The sequence below is a fragment of the Paenibacillus lutimineralis genome (assembly GCF_003991425.1).
GTDB classification, from domain to species: domain Bacteria; phylum Bacillota; class Bacilli; order Paenibacillales; family Paenibacillaceae; genus Fontibacillus; species Fontibacillus lutimineralis.
Map to the genome: position 1 here is coordinate 2,408,597 of NZ_CP034346.1, position 16,077 is coordinate 2,424,673.

Here is a 16,077-nt window from a genome sequence, read left to right on the forward strand (position 1 = left end):
CGTGTCTATCAAATAACACAAATCATGTTCATAATAATCCATTTTTCAGTTCACCGTTTGTTTGCTATACTGGTGTAAAATTGAAAACAGTGGAGGATTGCATAGATGTATTTACACGGTACGAGCAAAATTAATACGAAAGGCCATCTGGAAATCGGCGGCTGTGATACGGTAGAGCTCAAAGAGACCTACGGCACACCGCTCTATATTGTAGATGAAGACCTTATACGGCAACGGAGCCGTGAATATATGGATGCCTTCCGAGCATCCGGTTTGTCCTTCCAGGTTGCATATGCAAGCAAAGCCTTTTGTGTTATGGCTATGTGCCGGCTAGTTGAAGAAGAAGGCCTGTCCCTGGACGTAGTCTCTGAGGGCGAATTGTATACCGCACTGCAAGCAGGCTTCCCTGCGCAGAGAATTCACTTCCACGGTAATAACAAGACGCCATTTGAGCTGGAGATGGCTATTGATGCGGGCATCGGCTGCTTCGTAGTCGACAATACGGTAGAACTGCATATGCTGCAGGCCATTGCGGCTGAGAAGAAGGCTGTGGTGAACATTTTGCTTCGCGCGACTCCTGGGGTCGAAGCGCATACGCATGAGTATATTTCAACCGGACAGATCGATTCCAAGTTTGGTTTTGATATCGGGAACGGAGCTGCCTTCGAAGCAGTCAAGGCGGCAGGCTTGTGCAACAATCTGAATCTGCTCGGGGTTCATTCACATATCGGTTCGCAGATTTTTGAAGTTGAGGGGTTCCAGTTAGCGGTTGAGCGAGTTGCTGATTTCGCTGCTCATGTCAAGGAACAACTGGGTGTTCTGTTTAAAGTAGTTAATCTTGGCGGGGGCTTCGGTATAAGATATACAGAGGAAGATAAGCCGCTGAAGGTTGCTGATTATGTCAAGGCAATTACGAATGCAGTTAAGCAGCACTTTAGCCTTAGCTATCCTGAGCTTCCGGAAATCTGGGTGGAGCCGGGCCGCAGCATTGTAGGCGATGCTGGTACCACGCTCTATACGGTTGGAACGAATAAGGACATTCCAGGCGTACGTAAATATGTAGCTGTCGATGGGGGAATGACCGACAATCCGCGTCCGGCTCTTTATGAATCCAAATATGAGGCATTGCTGGCAAACCGTGCTTTTGATTCCAATGAAGAGACGGTATCGATTGCCGGGAAATGCTGTGAAACTGGCGATATGCTGATCTGGGATATTGAACTGCCAACTGTGAACACGGGGGATCTATTAGCAGTGGCTTGTACGGGAGCATATAATTATGCGATGGCAAGCAACTACAACCGGATTCCACGTCCAGCTGTTGTATTTGTTAAGGATGGGCGCAGCGATATCGTAGTCAGACGAGAGACGCTCGATGATATCGTTGCTTATGATACGATCCCTGAGCGGATCTCGAAGCAGCCCTCCTACAAATAAGGGCCCTGAGGGTTAAAAGCTAACACTTTTGTCAATAATGAGTAGAACCGTGAGGAGAACGCATGAATTGCGCATTCTTCACGGTTTTTCATTTGTACATAGGCTTTCTCTTTGCTCTACCGGGAATTTCATAGTACACTGGAATAGGTTTTGACTAACGATTAAATAAGAGGAAGTGACCGATATGAAAAAAGGCAAGATCGTATTGGAAAATGGTGGAGTGGTTGAAATTCAATTTCTGCCTGAAGAAGCACCAGGTACGGTAGCAAACTTTGAGAAATTGGCTAATTCTGGTTTCTACAACGGACTTACGTTCCATCGCGTAATTCCAGGCTTTGTAGCACAAGGCGGATGCCCAACCGGAAATGGTACGGGCGGCCCTGGCTACACCATCAAATGTGAGACTGCAACTAACGTTACGAAGCATGAACGCGGTGTTCTATCCATGGCTCATGCGGGCAAGGATACTGGCGGCAGCCAATTCTTTATCGTATACGAACCACAACCACATCTTAACGGGGTACATACCGTATTTGGTAAAGTAACCTCCGGTATGGATCTTGTGGATCAAGTCCGTCCTGGCGACAAGATGCAAGAAGTAACTGTCTGGGACGAATAGAATAAATGCAATAAGAGCCTGCGTAGTCGCAGGCTCTTTCTTGTAGTACCTATTTTCAAGTCAACCTCAGAAATTAATACAGATTTTATTGCTGATCGGACTTTTCGTCCTTGATTTCTTCACGGAATCCTTCAATGCTTTTTAGCCGTTTTTTGTTCTTATCCTCGATTTGCTGCTTCTCGGTGCCGGAGATTTCGTCGGCATGCTCGCTTAGGTAATCTTGGCCTTCACGAAAATTTTGAATGGTATTACTTATATGTTTGCTTAATTTTTGTACGTTGTCCGAACGATCGTCGGGCTTAGCCATGGAACTGCCTCCTCTAATGTTCATTGTAAAATCGACGCTGCACGTCAATGTTTATCATCTGCTTAGCACGAAATTTTATTCACCCAACGAATACCACATCAGCGGGGAGTTTGTTCGATCCTTGATTTTTTAGGATGATAGTGTTAACATTCGAAATGCAACAACAGTTTTGCACAATCGAATATTTTTCCTTCGGGGTCGGGTGTAATTCCCAACCGACGGTGATGGCATGCGCTATTTAATTAGGCTTCTTACGTCTAATAACATGCATGTACGAGTCCGTGACCTGTATATCACTTGATCTATTCATGCGATATATGGCTGAGCCGGTGAGATTCCGGGACCGACAGTATAGTCTGGATGGGAGAAGGAAGACGCAGCAGAGCTTTTAGGCTACATTATGCGCTTGGACATACTCATAAATGTCGCATACTTGAAGTCAGTAAGTTCTAATTTTCACAAAGTTAATGTGCATAATGTACATAGCTTCTGTTACAGCATAGCCATAATGGCTTTGTATGTTCAGCGATGTGATTTTTTTGCGTACTCACTCTCATAATAACCCTGATGGATTAGATTCCGTCGGGGTTTTATTTTTGGATTTTACAACAGATAGACAGCGGGGAGGTGGGAAAATGCAGTTGATAAACGATGAGTTTTACATGGGTCTTGCTCTGGATATGGCTGAGCGTGCTCTGGGCCAGACTGGAATTAATCCGGTGGTTGGTGCGGTCGTCGTTAAGAATGGTGCTGTTATTGGTATAGGCACACATTTGAGAAGAGGGACGGCTCATGCGGAGGTGCATGCTCTAAATATGGCAGGCGCTGAGGCAGAGAATAGTACAGTCTATGTCTCATTGGAACCTTGCAGTCATTACGGCATGACGCCTCCATGTTCGCAGCGACTAATTCAGGAGAAGGTGAAGCGTGTTGTTGTAGCCTGTGAAGATCCTAACCCAAGTGTAGCGGGCAGAGGAATCGAGATGCTACGCGAGAGTGGTATTGAGGTAGAGGTCGGTGTGCTGCGTGAGCGAGCTGTTAAACTCAACAGACAATTCAACAAGTATATTACGACGAGATTGCCTTATATCACGCTCAAGACAGCTAGTACTTTGGACGGCAAGATCGCTTCGAAGAGTGGGGACAGCAAATGGATCTCCAATGATGCTGCCCGCGAAATGGTGCATACCTTACGACATCAGCATCAGGCGATTCTGGTAGGTGTCGGAACGGTCATCGCCGATGATCCACAGCTTACAACAAGGTTATCAGTTCCGGGATTATCTCCTACTCGAATTATCGTTGATTCAGCCTTAAAGATTTTCGAGAACAGCCAAGTGCTAACGGATGGCAAGGCGCCAACAATCCTATTGACGACAAGCCGTGCGGCTCAAGACAGAATAGACGGGCTGCGCGAGCAAGGCATTGAAATCATGATATGCGGAGACGGTCCTGAGGTTGATTTGGAGCTTGCAATGCGCCTTCTTGGCGAACGTGAGATTGCCTCGATTCTGGTAGAGGGTGGAGGAAGGATCAACGGGTCGATGCTGCAGCATCATTTGGTTGATGAATTGATGGTATTTATTGCTCCCAAACTCATTGGTGGCCTTGAGTCGCCGGGGAGCTTTGTCTTTGACGGCTATGAACGAATGCGGGATAGCATTGTGCTAAAGGATATGGAAGTAGAGCTCATTGGTGATAATATTTGTGTCAAAGGAAAGCCGATGTATTCCGTATAATCAGAGTCGTAGGGTAACAAGGAGGCAAGATCATGTTCACTGGAATTGTTGAAGAAATCGGTACGATGAAATCGATCAGCCATAAGGGAGAAGCGATGGTCCTCGGCATTCTGGCCAGTCGTATTATGGATGATGTGAAGCTGGGGGACAGCATCTCTGTAAATGGGGTATGCCTGACCGCCACTTCCCTGAAAGCTTCCGGCTTTACAGTAGATGTCATGCCGCAAACTTATCGCCATACGAATCTAAGGAATCTGAAGCCTGGCAGCAAGGTGAATCTAGAGCGAGCTATGGCTGCTGGCGGAAGATTCGGTGGACACATCGTACAAGGGCATGTGGACGGAACCGGCACGATTGCAAGCATGCGTCAAGATCAAAATGCGGTTTTCGTTGAAATTGAACCCTCAGAGCCAGCTCTTTTTAAATACATTATTCCTCTAGGCTCGATTACGATTGATGGAATCAGTCTGACGGTCGCCAGTGTTGAAGGAGGAAGGTTCATGGTATCCATCATCCCACATACCTGGAGTGAGACGGTACTAGCGTTAAAACGGGCGGGGGACACGGTCAATCTGGAGACGGATGTGCTAGGCAAGTATGTGGAGCATCTGTTGAGATTCAACCATAGCCCAGCGGGCCAATCGCAGAACGGCAATCCTTCAAACCTAGATTTATCATTTCTGGTTGAGAATGGATTCGCCTGAGAGCGTCAGGTCTTATAGGGTAACCGAATGAACATAGTTTGAAGTTATGGTTCCTGAGAGTCATTTGAAATTTGCAGCAATAGCAGGAGGGGATTCATATGAAAGATATTCAATTAGATCGGATTGAAGATGCGATTTATGATCTAATGCGCGGCAAAGTCATTATCGTGGTCGATGATGAAGATCGGGAGAATGAGGGGGATTTTGTAGCGCTGGCTGAGAAAGCAACCCCGGAAGTTATTAATTTTATGATTACGGAAGGGCGTGGTCTTGTCTGCCTGCCGATCACACAAGAGCGAGCGGATGAGCTGGAGCTGCAGCCAATGGTGGCGCAAAATACGGATAATCACGGGACAGCCTTCACGGTATCGATTGATCACCAGGCTACTACAACCGGTATATCCGCTCATGAGCGTTCACTGACAGTTCAGAAGCTCATGGACACTGCAGCCAAGCCAGGCGACTTCCGTCGTCCAGGGCATATGTTCCCGCTGATCGCCAAGAAGGGCGGTGTATTACGCCGTGCCGGGCATACAGAGGCGGCTGTAGATCTGGCACGGATGTGTGGGGCATATCCGGCGGGAGTGATCTGCGAAGTCGTTAAGGAAGATGGTACGATGGCGAGATTGCCCGATTTGGCTGAAATGGCCAAAACCTTCAACCTGAAGCTGATCAGTGTCAAGGATCTGATTCATTATCGCAATGAGAAGGAGAAGTTGGTCAATCGTGAGGTAGAGGTGAATATGCCAACCGATTTCGGTGATTTCAGAGTTGTTGCCTATACTAATGATGTTGATTCCAAAGAGCATGTGGCGCTTGTAAAAGGCGATATCGGTGGTGATGAACCAACTCTAGTGCGTGTGCATTCTGAATGTCTCACCGGTGATGTCTTCCATTCTCATCGTTGTGACTGCGGTCCACAATTTGCGGCAGCCTTGAGTCAGATTGAGAAGGAAGGCAGAGGTGTGCTGCTCTATATGCGTCAAGAAGGACGTGGTATCGGGCTGATCAATAAATTGAAAGCCTACCAGCTTCAAGAGCAGGGCTTCGATACGGTGGATGCCAATCTGAAGCTGGGATTCCCACCAGATCTGCGTGATTACGGGATTGGCGCACAAATTCTGAAGGATTTGGGTATTCGCGAGATTCGCCTCATGACCAATAATCCACGCAAAATTACTGGCCTAGAAGGATATGGCCTTAAAGTGGTTGAACGGGTGCCGATCCAAATGGAGGCTAATGAGGACAACACCAAGTATTTGCATACGAAACAGGCTAGAATGGGACATCTGCTGGAATTTGATGATATCGAGCAGGATGAATCCTTATAGTAGTAACTTTATTGATTTATTAACTAATAAAACATACAAATTGAAGGGACTGGATATATATGGCACATGTATTTGAAGGACATTTAGTATCTGAAGGATTAAAATACGCAATCGTCGTTGGACGGTTTAATGAGTTTATCACAAGCAAGCTGCTAAGCGGAGCGCTTGACGCTCTGAAGCGGCACGGAGTCAAGGAAGAGGAGATTTATGTAGCCTGGGTTCCAGGAGCGTTCGAAATTCCGTTCGCGGCACAGAAATTAGCGGAAAGCGGAAAATACGACGCTGTTATTACGCTCGGAACCGTCATCCGCGGTTCAACAACACATTATGATTATGTCTGCAACGAGGTTGCTAAGGGTGTAGCAGCCATCGGCCTGAAGACTGGTGTACCGACCATCTTCGGAGTAGTAACGACAGAGAACATTGAACAAGCAATTGAACGTGCTGGAACGAAGGCAGGCAACAAAGGCTGGGATTCGGCAATGGCGGCTATTGAAATGGCGAACTTGACGAAACAGCTAAAATAGTGCTTATTTAATGTAGTACCCTTTTTAGGGTACTGCATTTTCATTTTATTCGAGATGTTTATGTTACGTAGGCATTTTTATGGGTGGAGGAAGTTCATTGACGACTGTATTATATAAACTGGAAGCGTTCGAGGGGCCACTTGATCTCCTCTTGCATTTGATTGATAAAGCGGAGATCGATATTAATCAGGTCTCGATCAGCGAGATAACCGACCAGTATCTTGAGTATTTACATAACATGCAAGAGCTGGAGTTGGAGGTTACCAGTGAATTTCTCGTCATGGCGGCCACACTACTGTCCATCAAGAGTAAACAGTTGCTTCCCAAGCCGCCTGTCATCGAGCTGGATGAAGATTACGGCTATTATGAAGAGGAAGAGGATCCGCGTGAAGAACTGATTCGCCAACTGATCGAATACCGGAAGTATAAGGGAATCGCTGAGCAGCTGCACGAAATGGAGTGGGAGCGCAGCCTTATTTTTACGAAGGAACCTGAGGATTTGACTCCATTTTTGCCTGAAATTCAAGAGAATCCGGTGAAGGGACTGCATACCCAGGATTTGATAGAAGCCTTCCAGAAGGCGATCCGTAAAGCGGTCAAACGCAATACAGTGGCGCGAATCCATCGGGATGAAATCTCGGTGAAGGATCGGATCAAGGATGTGGTCTCCGTGCTCGAAGGAAGCGGTAGAGGAGGCAGACTGCTATTCTCCAAGCTGCTGCATGAGGAGATGTATCGTCATGAGATTGTCGTTACGTTTCTGGCTATCTTGGAATTAATGAAGATGAAGCAAGTGGTTTGTTATCAGAACAAACTGTTTGATGATATAGTTATTGAGTGGAGAGGTGAAGGTTCGGCCGATGAATTTTCAGGAATTGAAATCGATTATTGAAGGTCTGCTATTTCTTGCCGGGGAGGAAGGAATCAGCGTTGCACAGCTGGCGGAAGTAACCGAGCAGCGTAGGGAGATCATTAATGATGCTCTCTTGGATTTGAAGAATTCTTTTGAACGAGCGGGACGCGGTCTACAGGTCGTTCAAATTGCCGGCAACTATCAATTAGCGACTTTGCCCCAGCATGCACCTTATTTTGAGAGACTGGCATATTCACCTTCCAGGTCCTCCTTGTCACAAGCGGCGCTCGAGACATTATCGATTATCGCTTACCGACAGCCGATTACGCGAATTGAAGTAGAAGAGATTCGTGGTGTCAAATCGGAGCGAGCTATTCATACCTTGGTGAACAAAGATCTGATTGTAGAAGTAGGACGGGCCGAAGCAATTGGTCGACCGATTCTGTATGGGACAACCAAGGCATTTCTCGACTACTTTGGGCTTGCCAGTCTGAAAGACTTGCCGGTCATGGAGGATATCGAGCCATCGGATCAGCTTGAGGAGGAGACACAGCTCTTGTTCAAGAAGCTTGAGGAACAGCAGCTAACCTTTGATGATGTGGCGCGTGACAAAGTGGAGTTAACGAATAACGACGAAGGGCCGTTCGAATAGCCTTTTTTGTTTTGCAGTGATTAACCTTTACCGTAAGCAGGTAGAGGTTTTTTTGCGTTACGAATGTTTCTTATAGTGAACAGCCATACTATTAAGAGCTTGTTATCTGAATAGCATGGAGGGCGTTCTCGTGTGGATTTGGCTCGGAAGCAGCCTGTTCCTGCTGTGTCTCATCATTGTGTTACTCCTATTATCGCATATCAAGCTTCAGTTCTTTGCCAAGAAGAGTAACAAGAATGACATGGTTACGGTCGATGTTACTTTGCTCTTTGGCCTAATCTCGCTTCACTATAAGATACCGGAGATTGAACTGAAGAATTTGCAGGATGGATTGATTATCCGGGGAGAAAATAGCAATAATTTGAACGAGGGACAGACGGCAAATCACGAGCAGGCAATTAATAAACATAAGATTGAGCAATGGGCTGACGATTTTAGAGCGATGCTGGAAGCTACACTTGGACTTCGCGGCTGGATGAAAGCCACATTGAGGCATATTAAGGTTACCAAATTAGAATGGTCTACTAATATTGCCCTTTCCAATGCTGCGCATACCGCAACATTGACGGGTTTGGCTTGGGCACTCAAATCGACCCTTGTCGGATTTTTGTCTTATCACATTTCACTGCAACAACGACCCAAACTATTCGTGGTACCCAAATTCGGAACCCCTCCTTTGTTTGCCAGCCAATTGAAATGTACAGCGCGTATTCGCTTAGGGTATGCGTTATATGCGTCGTTTGTATTGATTTTTCGTGTATTACGCGAGAATAAAGGGCTGCGCAAATGGCTTAAGATATTGTCCAAAGCCAAATCAGCAAAATCATCAGATCGCTAATGAGACTTCGAGGACTTAAATCCCATACATACAACACACGCGGTATGAGCAGACTACGAAAAGCGTAGGAAGTCCTTATTCAACCCAATTCTTAAGGAGGAAGTACAATGGCTGAACATCCAATTCAAGGGCTAATGCAAACGGCGATGGAGAACATCAAAGAAATGGTTGATGTGAATACCATTGTCGGTGAACCTGTTCAAACACCTGATGGCAGTGTGATCCTACCGATCAGCCGCGTTGGCTTTGGCTTTGCTGCCGGAGGCAGTGATTTCTGTGTTGAGAATGATCAAGATTATGATAAGAGCAGTTCCAGCAGTTCTGGTGACCATGCTAAAATAAGACCTTTCGGCGGTGGTAGTGGAGGCGGCGTCTCCATTAATCCGATTGCTTTTCTTGTTGTAGGTACCCAAGGGGTACACATTGTTCCACTCGATAATCAGACTCATTTGGCCGAGAAGATGATCGATGCGCTGCCTAGTGTTATCGATAGAATCCAATCGATGATTCCAAGTCGCAAAGAAGATGAGCCTAAAATCGAAGTCCATACAGACCTATAAGAGATATTAAAAAAGTCCGCTTTTGATAAATGTAAGCCTGGCTTCATCTAAGGGGCAACAATCGATCCTTTCCGGAAGCTCCGGGAGGGTTCTTTTTTTGTAGATATAGAATTTATAAGTTATCAGCGGAAGCTGATGAAATTCTATATCGCAAGAAAACTACCCCTAATTCGCGGTCGCTCATCCTTGAATGACTTCGATTGGTTTTCTTATCAATAGTGGGCTTTTTGACTACCCTTAAGTTAAGTGTTCAAAAAGTCCGATTTTTCAGCACCGAGAAGGTTGGATGAAGCCAGGGACTGAGAAGCGGAGCGTACGTAGTTTGTACGTGAGCATCGGAAGGCCCGGTTGAATTCAAGATTCGAAGCCGAATTAGCTGCTTGATATTCTTCGTGTTAGATATAGAATTTATAAGTTATCAGCGGAAGCTGATGAAATTTTATATCGCAAGAAAACCTACCCCTAATTCGCGGTCGCTCATCCTTGAATGGCTTCGATTGGTTTTCTTATCAATAGTGGGCTTTTTGACTACCCTTAAGTTAAGTGTTCAAAAAGTCCGATTTTTCAGCACCGAGAAGGTTGGATGAAGCCAGGGACTGAGAAGCGGAGCGTACGTAGTTTGTACGTGAGCATCGGAAGGCCCGGTTGAATTCAAGATTCGAAGCCGAATTAGCTGCTTGATATTCTTCGTGATCAAAAGTGGCCTTTTTGACTACCTCTAAAGTTGGGACATACTATCTTAGTGAAATGCATATAATGATACAAGTTCGCCAAGCATTTAGCCGAAAGGAATACGACGATGAGAATGACATCTAAGATACGCTTTATATCCTTGTTGACGAGCTGTCTTCTGCTGCTATATCCATTAGCGGTACAAGCTGAAAAGCAAGACAAGCCGAATAGTCGGCAGGTTCCGGGGAATCATGCCCAAGCGGCTGCTCTGATTGATGTCACCTCCGGTAGGGTTCTATACGAACATCATGGAGATGACAAGCTTCCGATTGCCAGTCTGACGAAGATTATGACGGCAATTGTCGCGATTGAACATGGGAGATTATCCGATAAAGTTAAGGTTGGTCGGGCCGCGTACGGTAAAGAGGGATCATCGATCTATCTTCATTTGGGCGAAGAGATGACATTGGAAAATATGCTATTTGGACTCATGCTGCGCTCAGGGAATGATGCGGCTACAGCGATTGCTGAGCATGTCGGTGGTTCGGAGGAAGGGTTCGTTCGTCTGATGAACGAGAAGGCATCGTTGCTAGGGCTTAACCATTCTCAATTTCAAAATCCGCACGGGCTTGACGCCAAGAATCATTACTCTTCCGCGATTGATCTTGCCAAGTTAACGTCCTACGCGATGCATAATCCTGATTTTAAGGAAATCGTAAAGACACAGATCAAACAGGCCCCGAATCCAAATGATCCATGGGATTATAAATGGATAAACAAAAATAAAATGCTGCGCTTCTACGAAGGAGCAGACGGTGTAAAAACAGGTTATACGAAAATAGCCAGACGCTGCCTAGTAAGTTCGGCAACCCGAAATGGCCAACAACTCGTAGTTGTAACGATTAATGACGGGGATGATTGGAACGATCACCGCAAACTGCTTGATTATGGCTTTGACCATTTTCCGCTTGTAGAGATCATCAAGAGAGGACAAACCTTGCACAGTGGAATTGTCGCTGGTACAGGCTTTAAATATGCTCTGACCACAGAAGAATCTAGAGAGATCGGGAAAAAGCTTGTCCTGCAGGAGGAGAATGAGCTTAGCTTCGGCAGGCGGGGGGAGCTGCACATTTTGTTGGACCAGCAGCCCATTGGCAAGATTCCAGTCTACAATCGCGGTAGCATTCCTCCAATTCCGAAGCAGTCTCAGCAGGTATACGGCTCTGGCAGCATGCGGCCGGATTGGTTCACATCATTTCAGCAAGCATTAAGATCTTTGTTGTTTTTAGGGGATTAGGGGAAGGAACGGATTGGCTGAAAAATAGGGGGATGAGGGGATATGGTAAATAAAATTTGGCTGGGACTCATCATCATTGGCTTCTTGTTCGCCGCGGTCAAGGGCGATATCAATACGGTAACACAAGCGGCCTTTGACGGCGCTGCAACGGGTGTTACGGTATGCTTCGGCCTAATAAGCGTATTGGTCTTCTGGCTAGGGATGATGCGCATGGCGGAGGATGCGGGGCTAATCAAGACGATCTCCAAATTGCTTGGACCTGTAGTATCTTATCTGTTCCCTGATGTTCCTAAGAATCATCCGGCGATGGGCTTCATTCTCACCAATATGAGCGCAAATCTGCTCGGCCTTGGAAATGCCGCTACGCCGATGGGGATCAAGGCGATGCAACAGCTTCAGGAGCTGAATCCAGACAAGGATACAGCCTCTCCAGCGATGTGTACACTGCTTGCCCTTAATACGGCAAGTATAACCCTTATTCCTACGACTTTGATCGCGATCAGGCTTAATTTCAACTCGGCAAACCCGGCGGAGATTGTTGGTTCTACGCTTATCGCTACTGCGATCGCAACGATGGCGGCGATTGTTGCCGATCGATTCTACCGCAGGCGATACTCAAAGAAGATACCGCCGCTAAGCCCCCCTAACACGATTACTTTAAAAAGGTAGAGAGGGGTGAGCTTCATTGCTGGAGTGGGTTAATCTTCTGTCGGCTTGGGCCGTCCCGGTCATGATCGCATTCATTCCTTTATATGCTTATTTCAAAAAGGTGCCTGTATACGAATCCTTCGTCGACGGAGCGAAAGATGGCTTCAATACGGCGATTGGAATCATCCCCAATTTGGTCGGAATGATGGTGGCCATTAGCGTCTTTCGGGCATCGGGAGCGCTGGAGTTTTTTGTCGGCCTGGTATCACCCTTGTTCGAATATTTTCGTATTCCTGCCGAGGTGCTGCCGCTAGGTCTGCTGCGTCCTTTAACAGGCACCGGCTCTCTAGCCTTCACGACGGACCTGATCAAAACCTATGGACCGGACTCTCTGATCGGGCGAATTGCATCAACTATTCAGGGGAGTACTGATACGACCTTGTACGTACTGACCGTTTATTTCGGGGCTGTCGGGATTCGCAACGGGCGTTATGCACTCAAGGTTGGTTTGTTCTCCGATATTGTCGGATTCTTCGCTGCTGTGTTTATTTGCTTGCTCTTATTCGGCTAATATTATTCGATATAGAGATTACATATGATCTAACCGCCTTGGGGAGGGAGTGTTCCTGCTTGGGCGGTTATATTTTTTGTAATGTGAATAGCTTTCTTGCGGCCTATTGTGAATTTCATCTCCTATAGGTATCATGTGTATTGAGGTGACTAATGAAAAAATGGAAAGATTACAGAAAATACTAGCCAATGCTGGCGTAGCTTCGCGCCGAAAATGTGAGGAATTGATATTGAGCGGTAAAGTGATGGTGAACGATGAAGTCGTGACCACGCTTGGAACAAAAGCTGATCCGAATGTAGACGTCATTACCGTAAACGGTAAAACTATTGGTGCAGAGAAGAAAGTATATATCGTATTCAATAAACCGAAGGGCGTCATCACAAGTGCATCAGACCCGCAGGGTAGAAAGATAGTCACCGACTACTTGAAAGGTATTAAAGAGAGACTATATCCAGTCGGACGTCTCGATTACGATACTGAAGGCCTGCTTATTTTAACTAATGACGGGGATTTTGCCCATCTGCTGACTCATCCCAAGCACCATGTTTCCAAGACCTATTTGGCCACGGTGAAGGGTGTGCCTCATGGCACCGAGTTAGACAAGCTTAAGCAAGGCATTATGCTTGAAGATGGAATGACAGCCCCGGCAGAAGCAGAATATCACGATATCGATCCGGAAGGTAAGCAATCGACGATTTCGATTACGATCCATGAAGGAAGAAATCGTCAGGTCCGCCGTATGTTCGATGCGATATCACACCCGGTTCTCAAGCTGAAGCGGATATCCTTCGGTGATCTATTTCTCGGTAATTTGAAGAGAGGGATCTATCGCCACTTAACGAAGGAAGAAGTAGAGGGACTTTATAAGTTAGCCGAAGCAGCAGGCAAAACGAACAAATCTTTTAAAAAAGAAAGCTCGGACAAGCCTAATCCCGTCAAGTCCAATAAAAACAAAGGAAATTTCAAACCGCGAAAAAAAGAATAGTCTATTCAGACACATAATATTCATAATTCCCCTTGCGAAAAATATGGCAATTTTCGTTATAATGTTCATAGGATGTTCACGATTTGTTCATTGATTTATGAAAATTGTCATAGTGAGGAGAATTGATATGGGGAAGGCGAGACGTCCTGTTCAAATTATAGTGTTGCTCTGTATTGTAGTGTTAGGAGCATATGCCATCAATTCAGCAGTGCTCGGCCGGGGGAACGACAAGCCCGTGGTTGGCAGTAAGTCTCCGGCTGTGAAGCTGCTTGGACTCGATGGCAAAGTACATACCCTGGATGAATACAAAGGCAAAGCCATCGTCATCAATTTCTGGGCTACATGGTGTACCTACTGCGTAAATGAGATGCCTGCTCTGCAGCAGCAGTGGGAGAAGTGGCGCGACTCTGGAGTTATTGTGCTTGGAATCAACACGGGTGAAGACAAGATGACGGTAACTAATTTTACACAGCAGCTTGGAACTGATTTTCCGATTCTGTTTGACACAGATAACGAAGCCGTTCGCGATTATGGAGTCGTACCGATGCCAACCACCTTTTTTGTAGATAAAAAAGGGAAAATCGCTTCTATCCAACAAGGTGAGCTGAATCTGAAAACATTGAATGAGCAGATTAAGCAGCTTGTACAGACTGAGGGGTAGAGGCTATGGCATTGATAGAGAATACAAAATGCGAATGCGGTCATCAGAATCGGGTCGGTACGGTACTGTGCGAATCCTGTGGGAAGCCGCTGGATGACAGAGGCAATTCCAAGGAACTGCTAGAAATGCGTTATGATGGTGTAGCACGGCGTTCCCAACGCGTGAACCCCAATTTTATCGATCGGATCTGGAACTTTTTCTCGTCGGTGAAAGTTGCGGTTTATTTAATTATCTTTACGCTCGTAGGCGCCATGCTGGGTACTATTTTTGAGCAGGAGAGCAATTTCATTAATTTTGATCCGTCCACCTTCTATAAGAACAAGTACGGGCAGATCGGTGAAATTTATTATAAGCTGGGTCTCTCCCATACTTATGAATCTTGGTGGTTCGTCCTGCTGCTGGTGATGATCGGCGCGTCTCTTGTCATCTGTAGCCTGGACCGCGTGTTGCCACTTTACAAAGCGCTTTCAAAGCAGCGTATTCCCAAGCATATGCAGTTCCTTACACGCCAGAAGGTCGTATACCAAGGGCCTGTAGTAGAGGAAGGCAGCGATTGGGTCGAGCGGGCTGTCAAACCCCTCAGGAAGAAAGGCTACCGCGTGCATACAGAGAAGGGTGCGCTTCTTGCTGAGAAGCAGCGCTTCAGCCGCTGGGGCCCCTATATTATACACATTGGGCTAATCATCTTCTTATTGGCCGTGTTGTTCAGGGGCTTGCCAGGCTTGCATTATGATCAGCATTATTGGTTCCCTGAAGGGGAAGAGACGAAGATTCCCGGGACGAACCTTTATTTGGAGAATGAGAAGTTCAGAGTGGAGTATTATTCGGAGGACGAAATGTCCGAAGCGTTCCGCAAGACCGGTAAAGTGGTGCCGAAACTGTTCGAGACGAAGGCGGTTCTGTATGAATGCACTGCGGATTGTGATGATCCTTCCAAGGAGCCTCAGCTCAAAGAAGTGAAGCGACATGCGATTCAAGTGAATGATCCTCTAACATATAAAGGGCTTCGCGTCTATCAATTTGATTTTGACTTAACCCCTAAGCTTCGTTCGGTTCAGCCTGTATTGGTGAATAAAGTGACCGGCGAGCAATATGGGAAATTCAAGCTTGAGATGGTTAACCCGCAACAGGAGTTCAAGCTTGGTCCATACACCTTGGAATTGAAAAATAAATTTTTAGATTTCTCCCTAAATGAACAAGGGCAGCCTATTTCAAAATCCAAGGACCCGAATGCTCCGGCATTTCTCTTTGTAGTGAAGGGTCCGGATTTGCCGGAGGAAGGCAGCCAGTTCATCTATTTTCCGAAGCAGATCGATAAAGAACGATTCCAGCAGGATGCCATTAATGAGAAGCTTGGCGGACTGCAGAACAAACTGGAATTAGACGTACAGTCGATGGAGGACGTAGACATTATCGCTTCATCGAGCTATTTGAATATTCGGATTGACCGGGCCATGCCTTTTGTCTGGCTTGGACTTGGAATCGTTATGCTTGGTTTGATCATGAGCTTCTATTGGCAACATCGGCGGATCTGGCTCCGCATTGATGAAGGAATATTGACGCTTGGCGCGCATACCACGAAGAACTGGTTCGGAATGCGCCGTGAAGTATCTTCGTTCCTAAGCACGATGGGCATAGAAGCAGATGAGAAGTCATTGGAAAATGGGGGGGAATAG

The 16,077-nt window shown here is 46.3% G+C and carries 17 protein-coding genes and 1 riboswitch; of the genes, 16 read left to right on the forward strand and 1 reads right to left on the reverse strand.

Features of this window, described 5'->3' with window-relative positions:
- Nucleotides 1–105 precede the first annotated feature (105 nt).
- Both lysA and EI981_RS10090 read left to right on the forward strand, forming a co-directional pair.
- Nucleotides 106–1,437, forward strand: coding sequence for a diaminopimelate decarboxylase (gene lysA / locus EI981_RS10085; RefSeq protein WP_126997740.1), 1,332 nt, complete (start codon nucleotides 106–108; stop codon nucleotides 1,435–1,437).
- Between the two features lie 184 nt (nucleotides 1,438–1,621).
- Nucleotides 1,622–2,056 carry a peptidylprolyl isomerase gene (locus tag EI981_RS10090; RefSeq protein WP_126997742.1) on the forward strand — a complete coding sequence of 145 codons (435 nt, stop codon included), beginning with the start codon at nucleotides 1,622–1,624 and terminating at the stop codon, nucleotides 2,054–2,056.
- Between the two features lie 85 nt (nucleotides 2,057–2,141).
- Here EI981_RS10090 and tlp read toward each other — a convergent pair whose 3' ends face one another.
- On the reverse strand, nucleotides 2,142–2,363 hold the full coding sequence (gene tlp, locus EI981_RS10095; RefSeq protein ID WP_126997744.1) for a small acid-soluble spore protein Tlp: 222 nt from the start codon (nucleotides 2,361–2,363) through the stop codon (nucleotides 2,142–2,144).
- A 184-nt stretch (nucleotides 2,364–2,547) separates the two neighbouring features.
- Nucleotides 2,548–2,739: riboswitch (FMN riboswitch) on the forward strand.
- Between the two features lie 259 nt (nucleotides 2,740–2,998).
- Here tlp and ribD point away from each other — a divergent pair.
- The 14 genes from ribD (at nucleotide 2,999) to resB (ending at nucleotide 16,077) form a co-directional block, all read left to right on the forward strand.
- Nucleotides 2,999–4,102, forward strand: a complete 1,104-nt coding sequence (gene ribD, locus EI981_RS10100; protein WP_126997746.1) for a bifunctional diaminohydroxyphosphoribosylaminopyrimidine deaminase/5-amino-6-(5-phosphoribosylamino)uracil reductase RibD — start codon at nucleotides 2,999–3,001, stop codon at nucleotides 4,100–4,102.
- A gap of 32 nt (nucleotides 4,103–4,134) precedes the next feature.
- Complete coding sequence (ribE, locus tag EI981_RS10105; RefSeq protein ID WP_126997748.1) at nucleotides 4,135–4,806, forward strand: riboflavin synthase; 672 nt, start codon at nucleotides 4,135–4,137, stop codon at nucleotides 4,804–4,806.
- 98 nt (nucleotides 4,807–4,904) lie between these two features.
- Complete coding sequence (locus tag EI981_RS10110) at nucleotides 4,905–6,137, forward strand: bifunctional 3,4-dihydroxy-2-butanone-4-phosphate synthase/GTP cyclohydrolase II (RefSeq protein WP_126997750.1); 1,233 nt, start codon at nucleotides 4,905–4,907, stop codon at nucleotides 6,135–6,137.
- Nucleotides 6,138–6,196: 59 nt separating this feature from the next.
- Entirely contained in the window at nucleotides 6,197–6,664 is a 468-nt protein-coding gene (ribH, locus tag EI981_RS10115; protein WP_068781781.1) for a 6,7-dimethyl-8-ribityllumazine synthase, read from the forward strand.
- Nucleotides 6,665–6,743: 79 nt separating this feature from the next.
- Nucleotides 6,744–7,556, forward strand: coding sequence for a segregation and condensation protein A (locus tag EI981_RS10120; RefSeq protein ID WP_126997752.1), 813 nt, complete (start codon nucleotides 6,744–6,746; stop codon nucleotides 7,554–7,556).
- Nucleotides 7,525–8,169, forward strand: coding sequence for an SMC-Scp complex subunit ScpB (gene scpB, locus EI981_RS10125; protein ID WP_126997754.1), 645 nt, complete (start codon nucleotides 7,525–7,527; stop codon nucleotides 8,167–8,169). The genes EI981_RS10120 and scpB overlap by 32 nt, the downstream gene beginning before the upstream one ends.
- A 130-nt stretch (nucleotides 8,170–8,299) precedes the next feature.
- Nucleotides 8,300–9,007: a DUF2953 domain-containing protein gene (locus EI981_RS10130; RefSeq protein ID WP_126997756.1), complete on the forward strand. Its 708-nt coding sequence runs from the start codon at nucleotides 8,300–8,302 to the stop codon at nucleotides 9,005–9,007.
- A gap of 107 nt (nucleotides 9,008–9,114) precedes the next feature.
- A complete protein-coding gene (ytfJ, locus tag EI981_RS10135) occupies nucleotides 9,115–9,567 on the forward strand; it encodes a GerW family sporulation protein (protein WP_126997758.1) in 453 nt (150 codons plus the stop codon).
- 799 nt (nucleotides 9,568–10,366) lie between these two features.
- A complete protein-coding gene (locus EI981_RS10140; RefSeq protein ID WP_126997760.1) occupies nucleotides 10,367–11,536 on the forward strand; it encodes a D-alanyl-D-alanine carboxypeptidase family protein in 1,170 nt (389 codons plus the stop codon).
- A 42-nt stretch (nucleotides 11,537–11,578) separates the two neighbouring features.
- On the forward strand, nucleotides 11,579–12,205 hold the full coding sequence (locus tag EI981_RS10145; protein ID WP_126997762.1) for a nucleoside recognition domain-containing protein: 627 nt from the start codon (nucleotides 11,579–11,581) through the stop codon (nucleotides 12,203–12,205).
- Between the two features lie 16 nt (nucleotides 12,206–12,221).
- Nucleotides 12,222–12,755, forward strand: coding sequence for a spore maturation protein (locus tag EI981_RS10150; protein ID WP_126997764.1), 534 nt, complete (start codon nucleotides 12,222–12,224; stop codon nucleotides 12,753–12,755).
- 160 nt (nucleotides 12,756–12,915) lie between these two features.
- A complete protein-coding gene (locus tag EI981_RS10155; protein WP_126997766.1) occupies nucleotides 12,916–13,740 on the forward strand; it encodes a pseudouridine synthase in 825 nt (274 codons plus the stop codon).
- 127 nt (nucleotides 13,741–13,867) lie between these two features.
- Nucleotides 13,868–14,401: a redoxin domain-containing protein gene (locus EI981_RS10160; protein WP_126997768.1), complete on the forward strand. Its 534-nt coding sequence runs from the start codon at nucleotides 13,868–13,870 to the stop codon at nucleotides 14,399–14,401.
- Nucleotides 14,402–14,412: 11 nt separating this feature from the next.
- On the forward strand, nucleotides 14,413–16,077 hold the full coding sequence (gene resB / locus EI981_RS10165; protein ID WP_127004537.1) for a cytochrome c biogenesis protein ResB: 1,665 nt from the start codon (nucleotides 14,413–14,415) through the stop codon (nucleotides 16,075–16,077).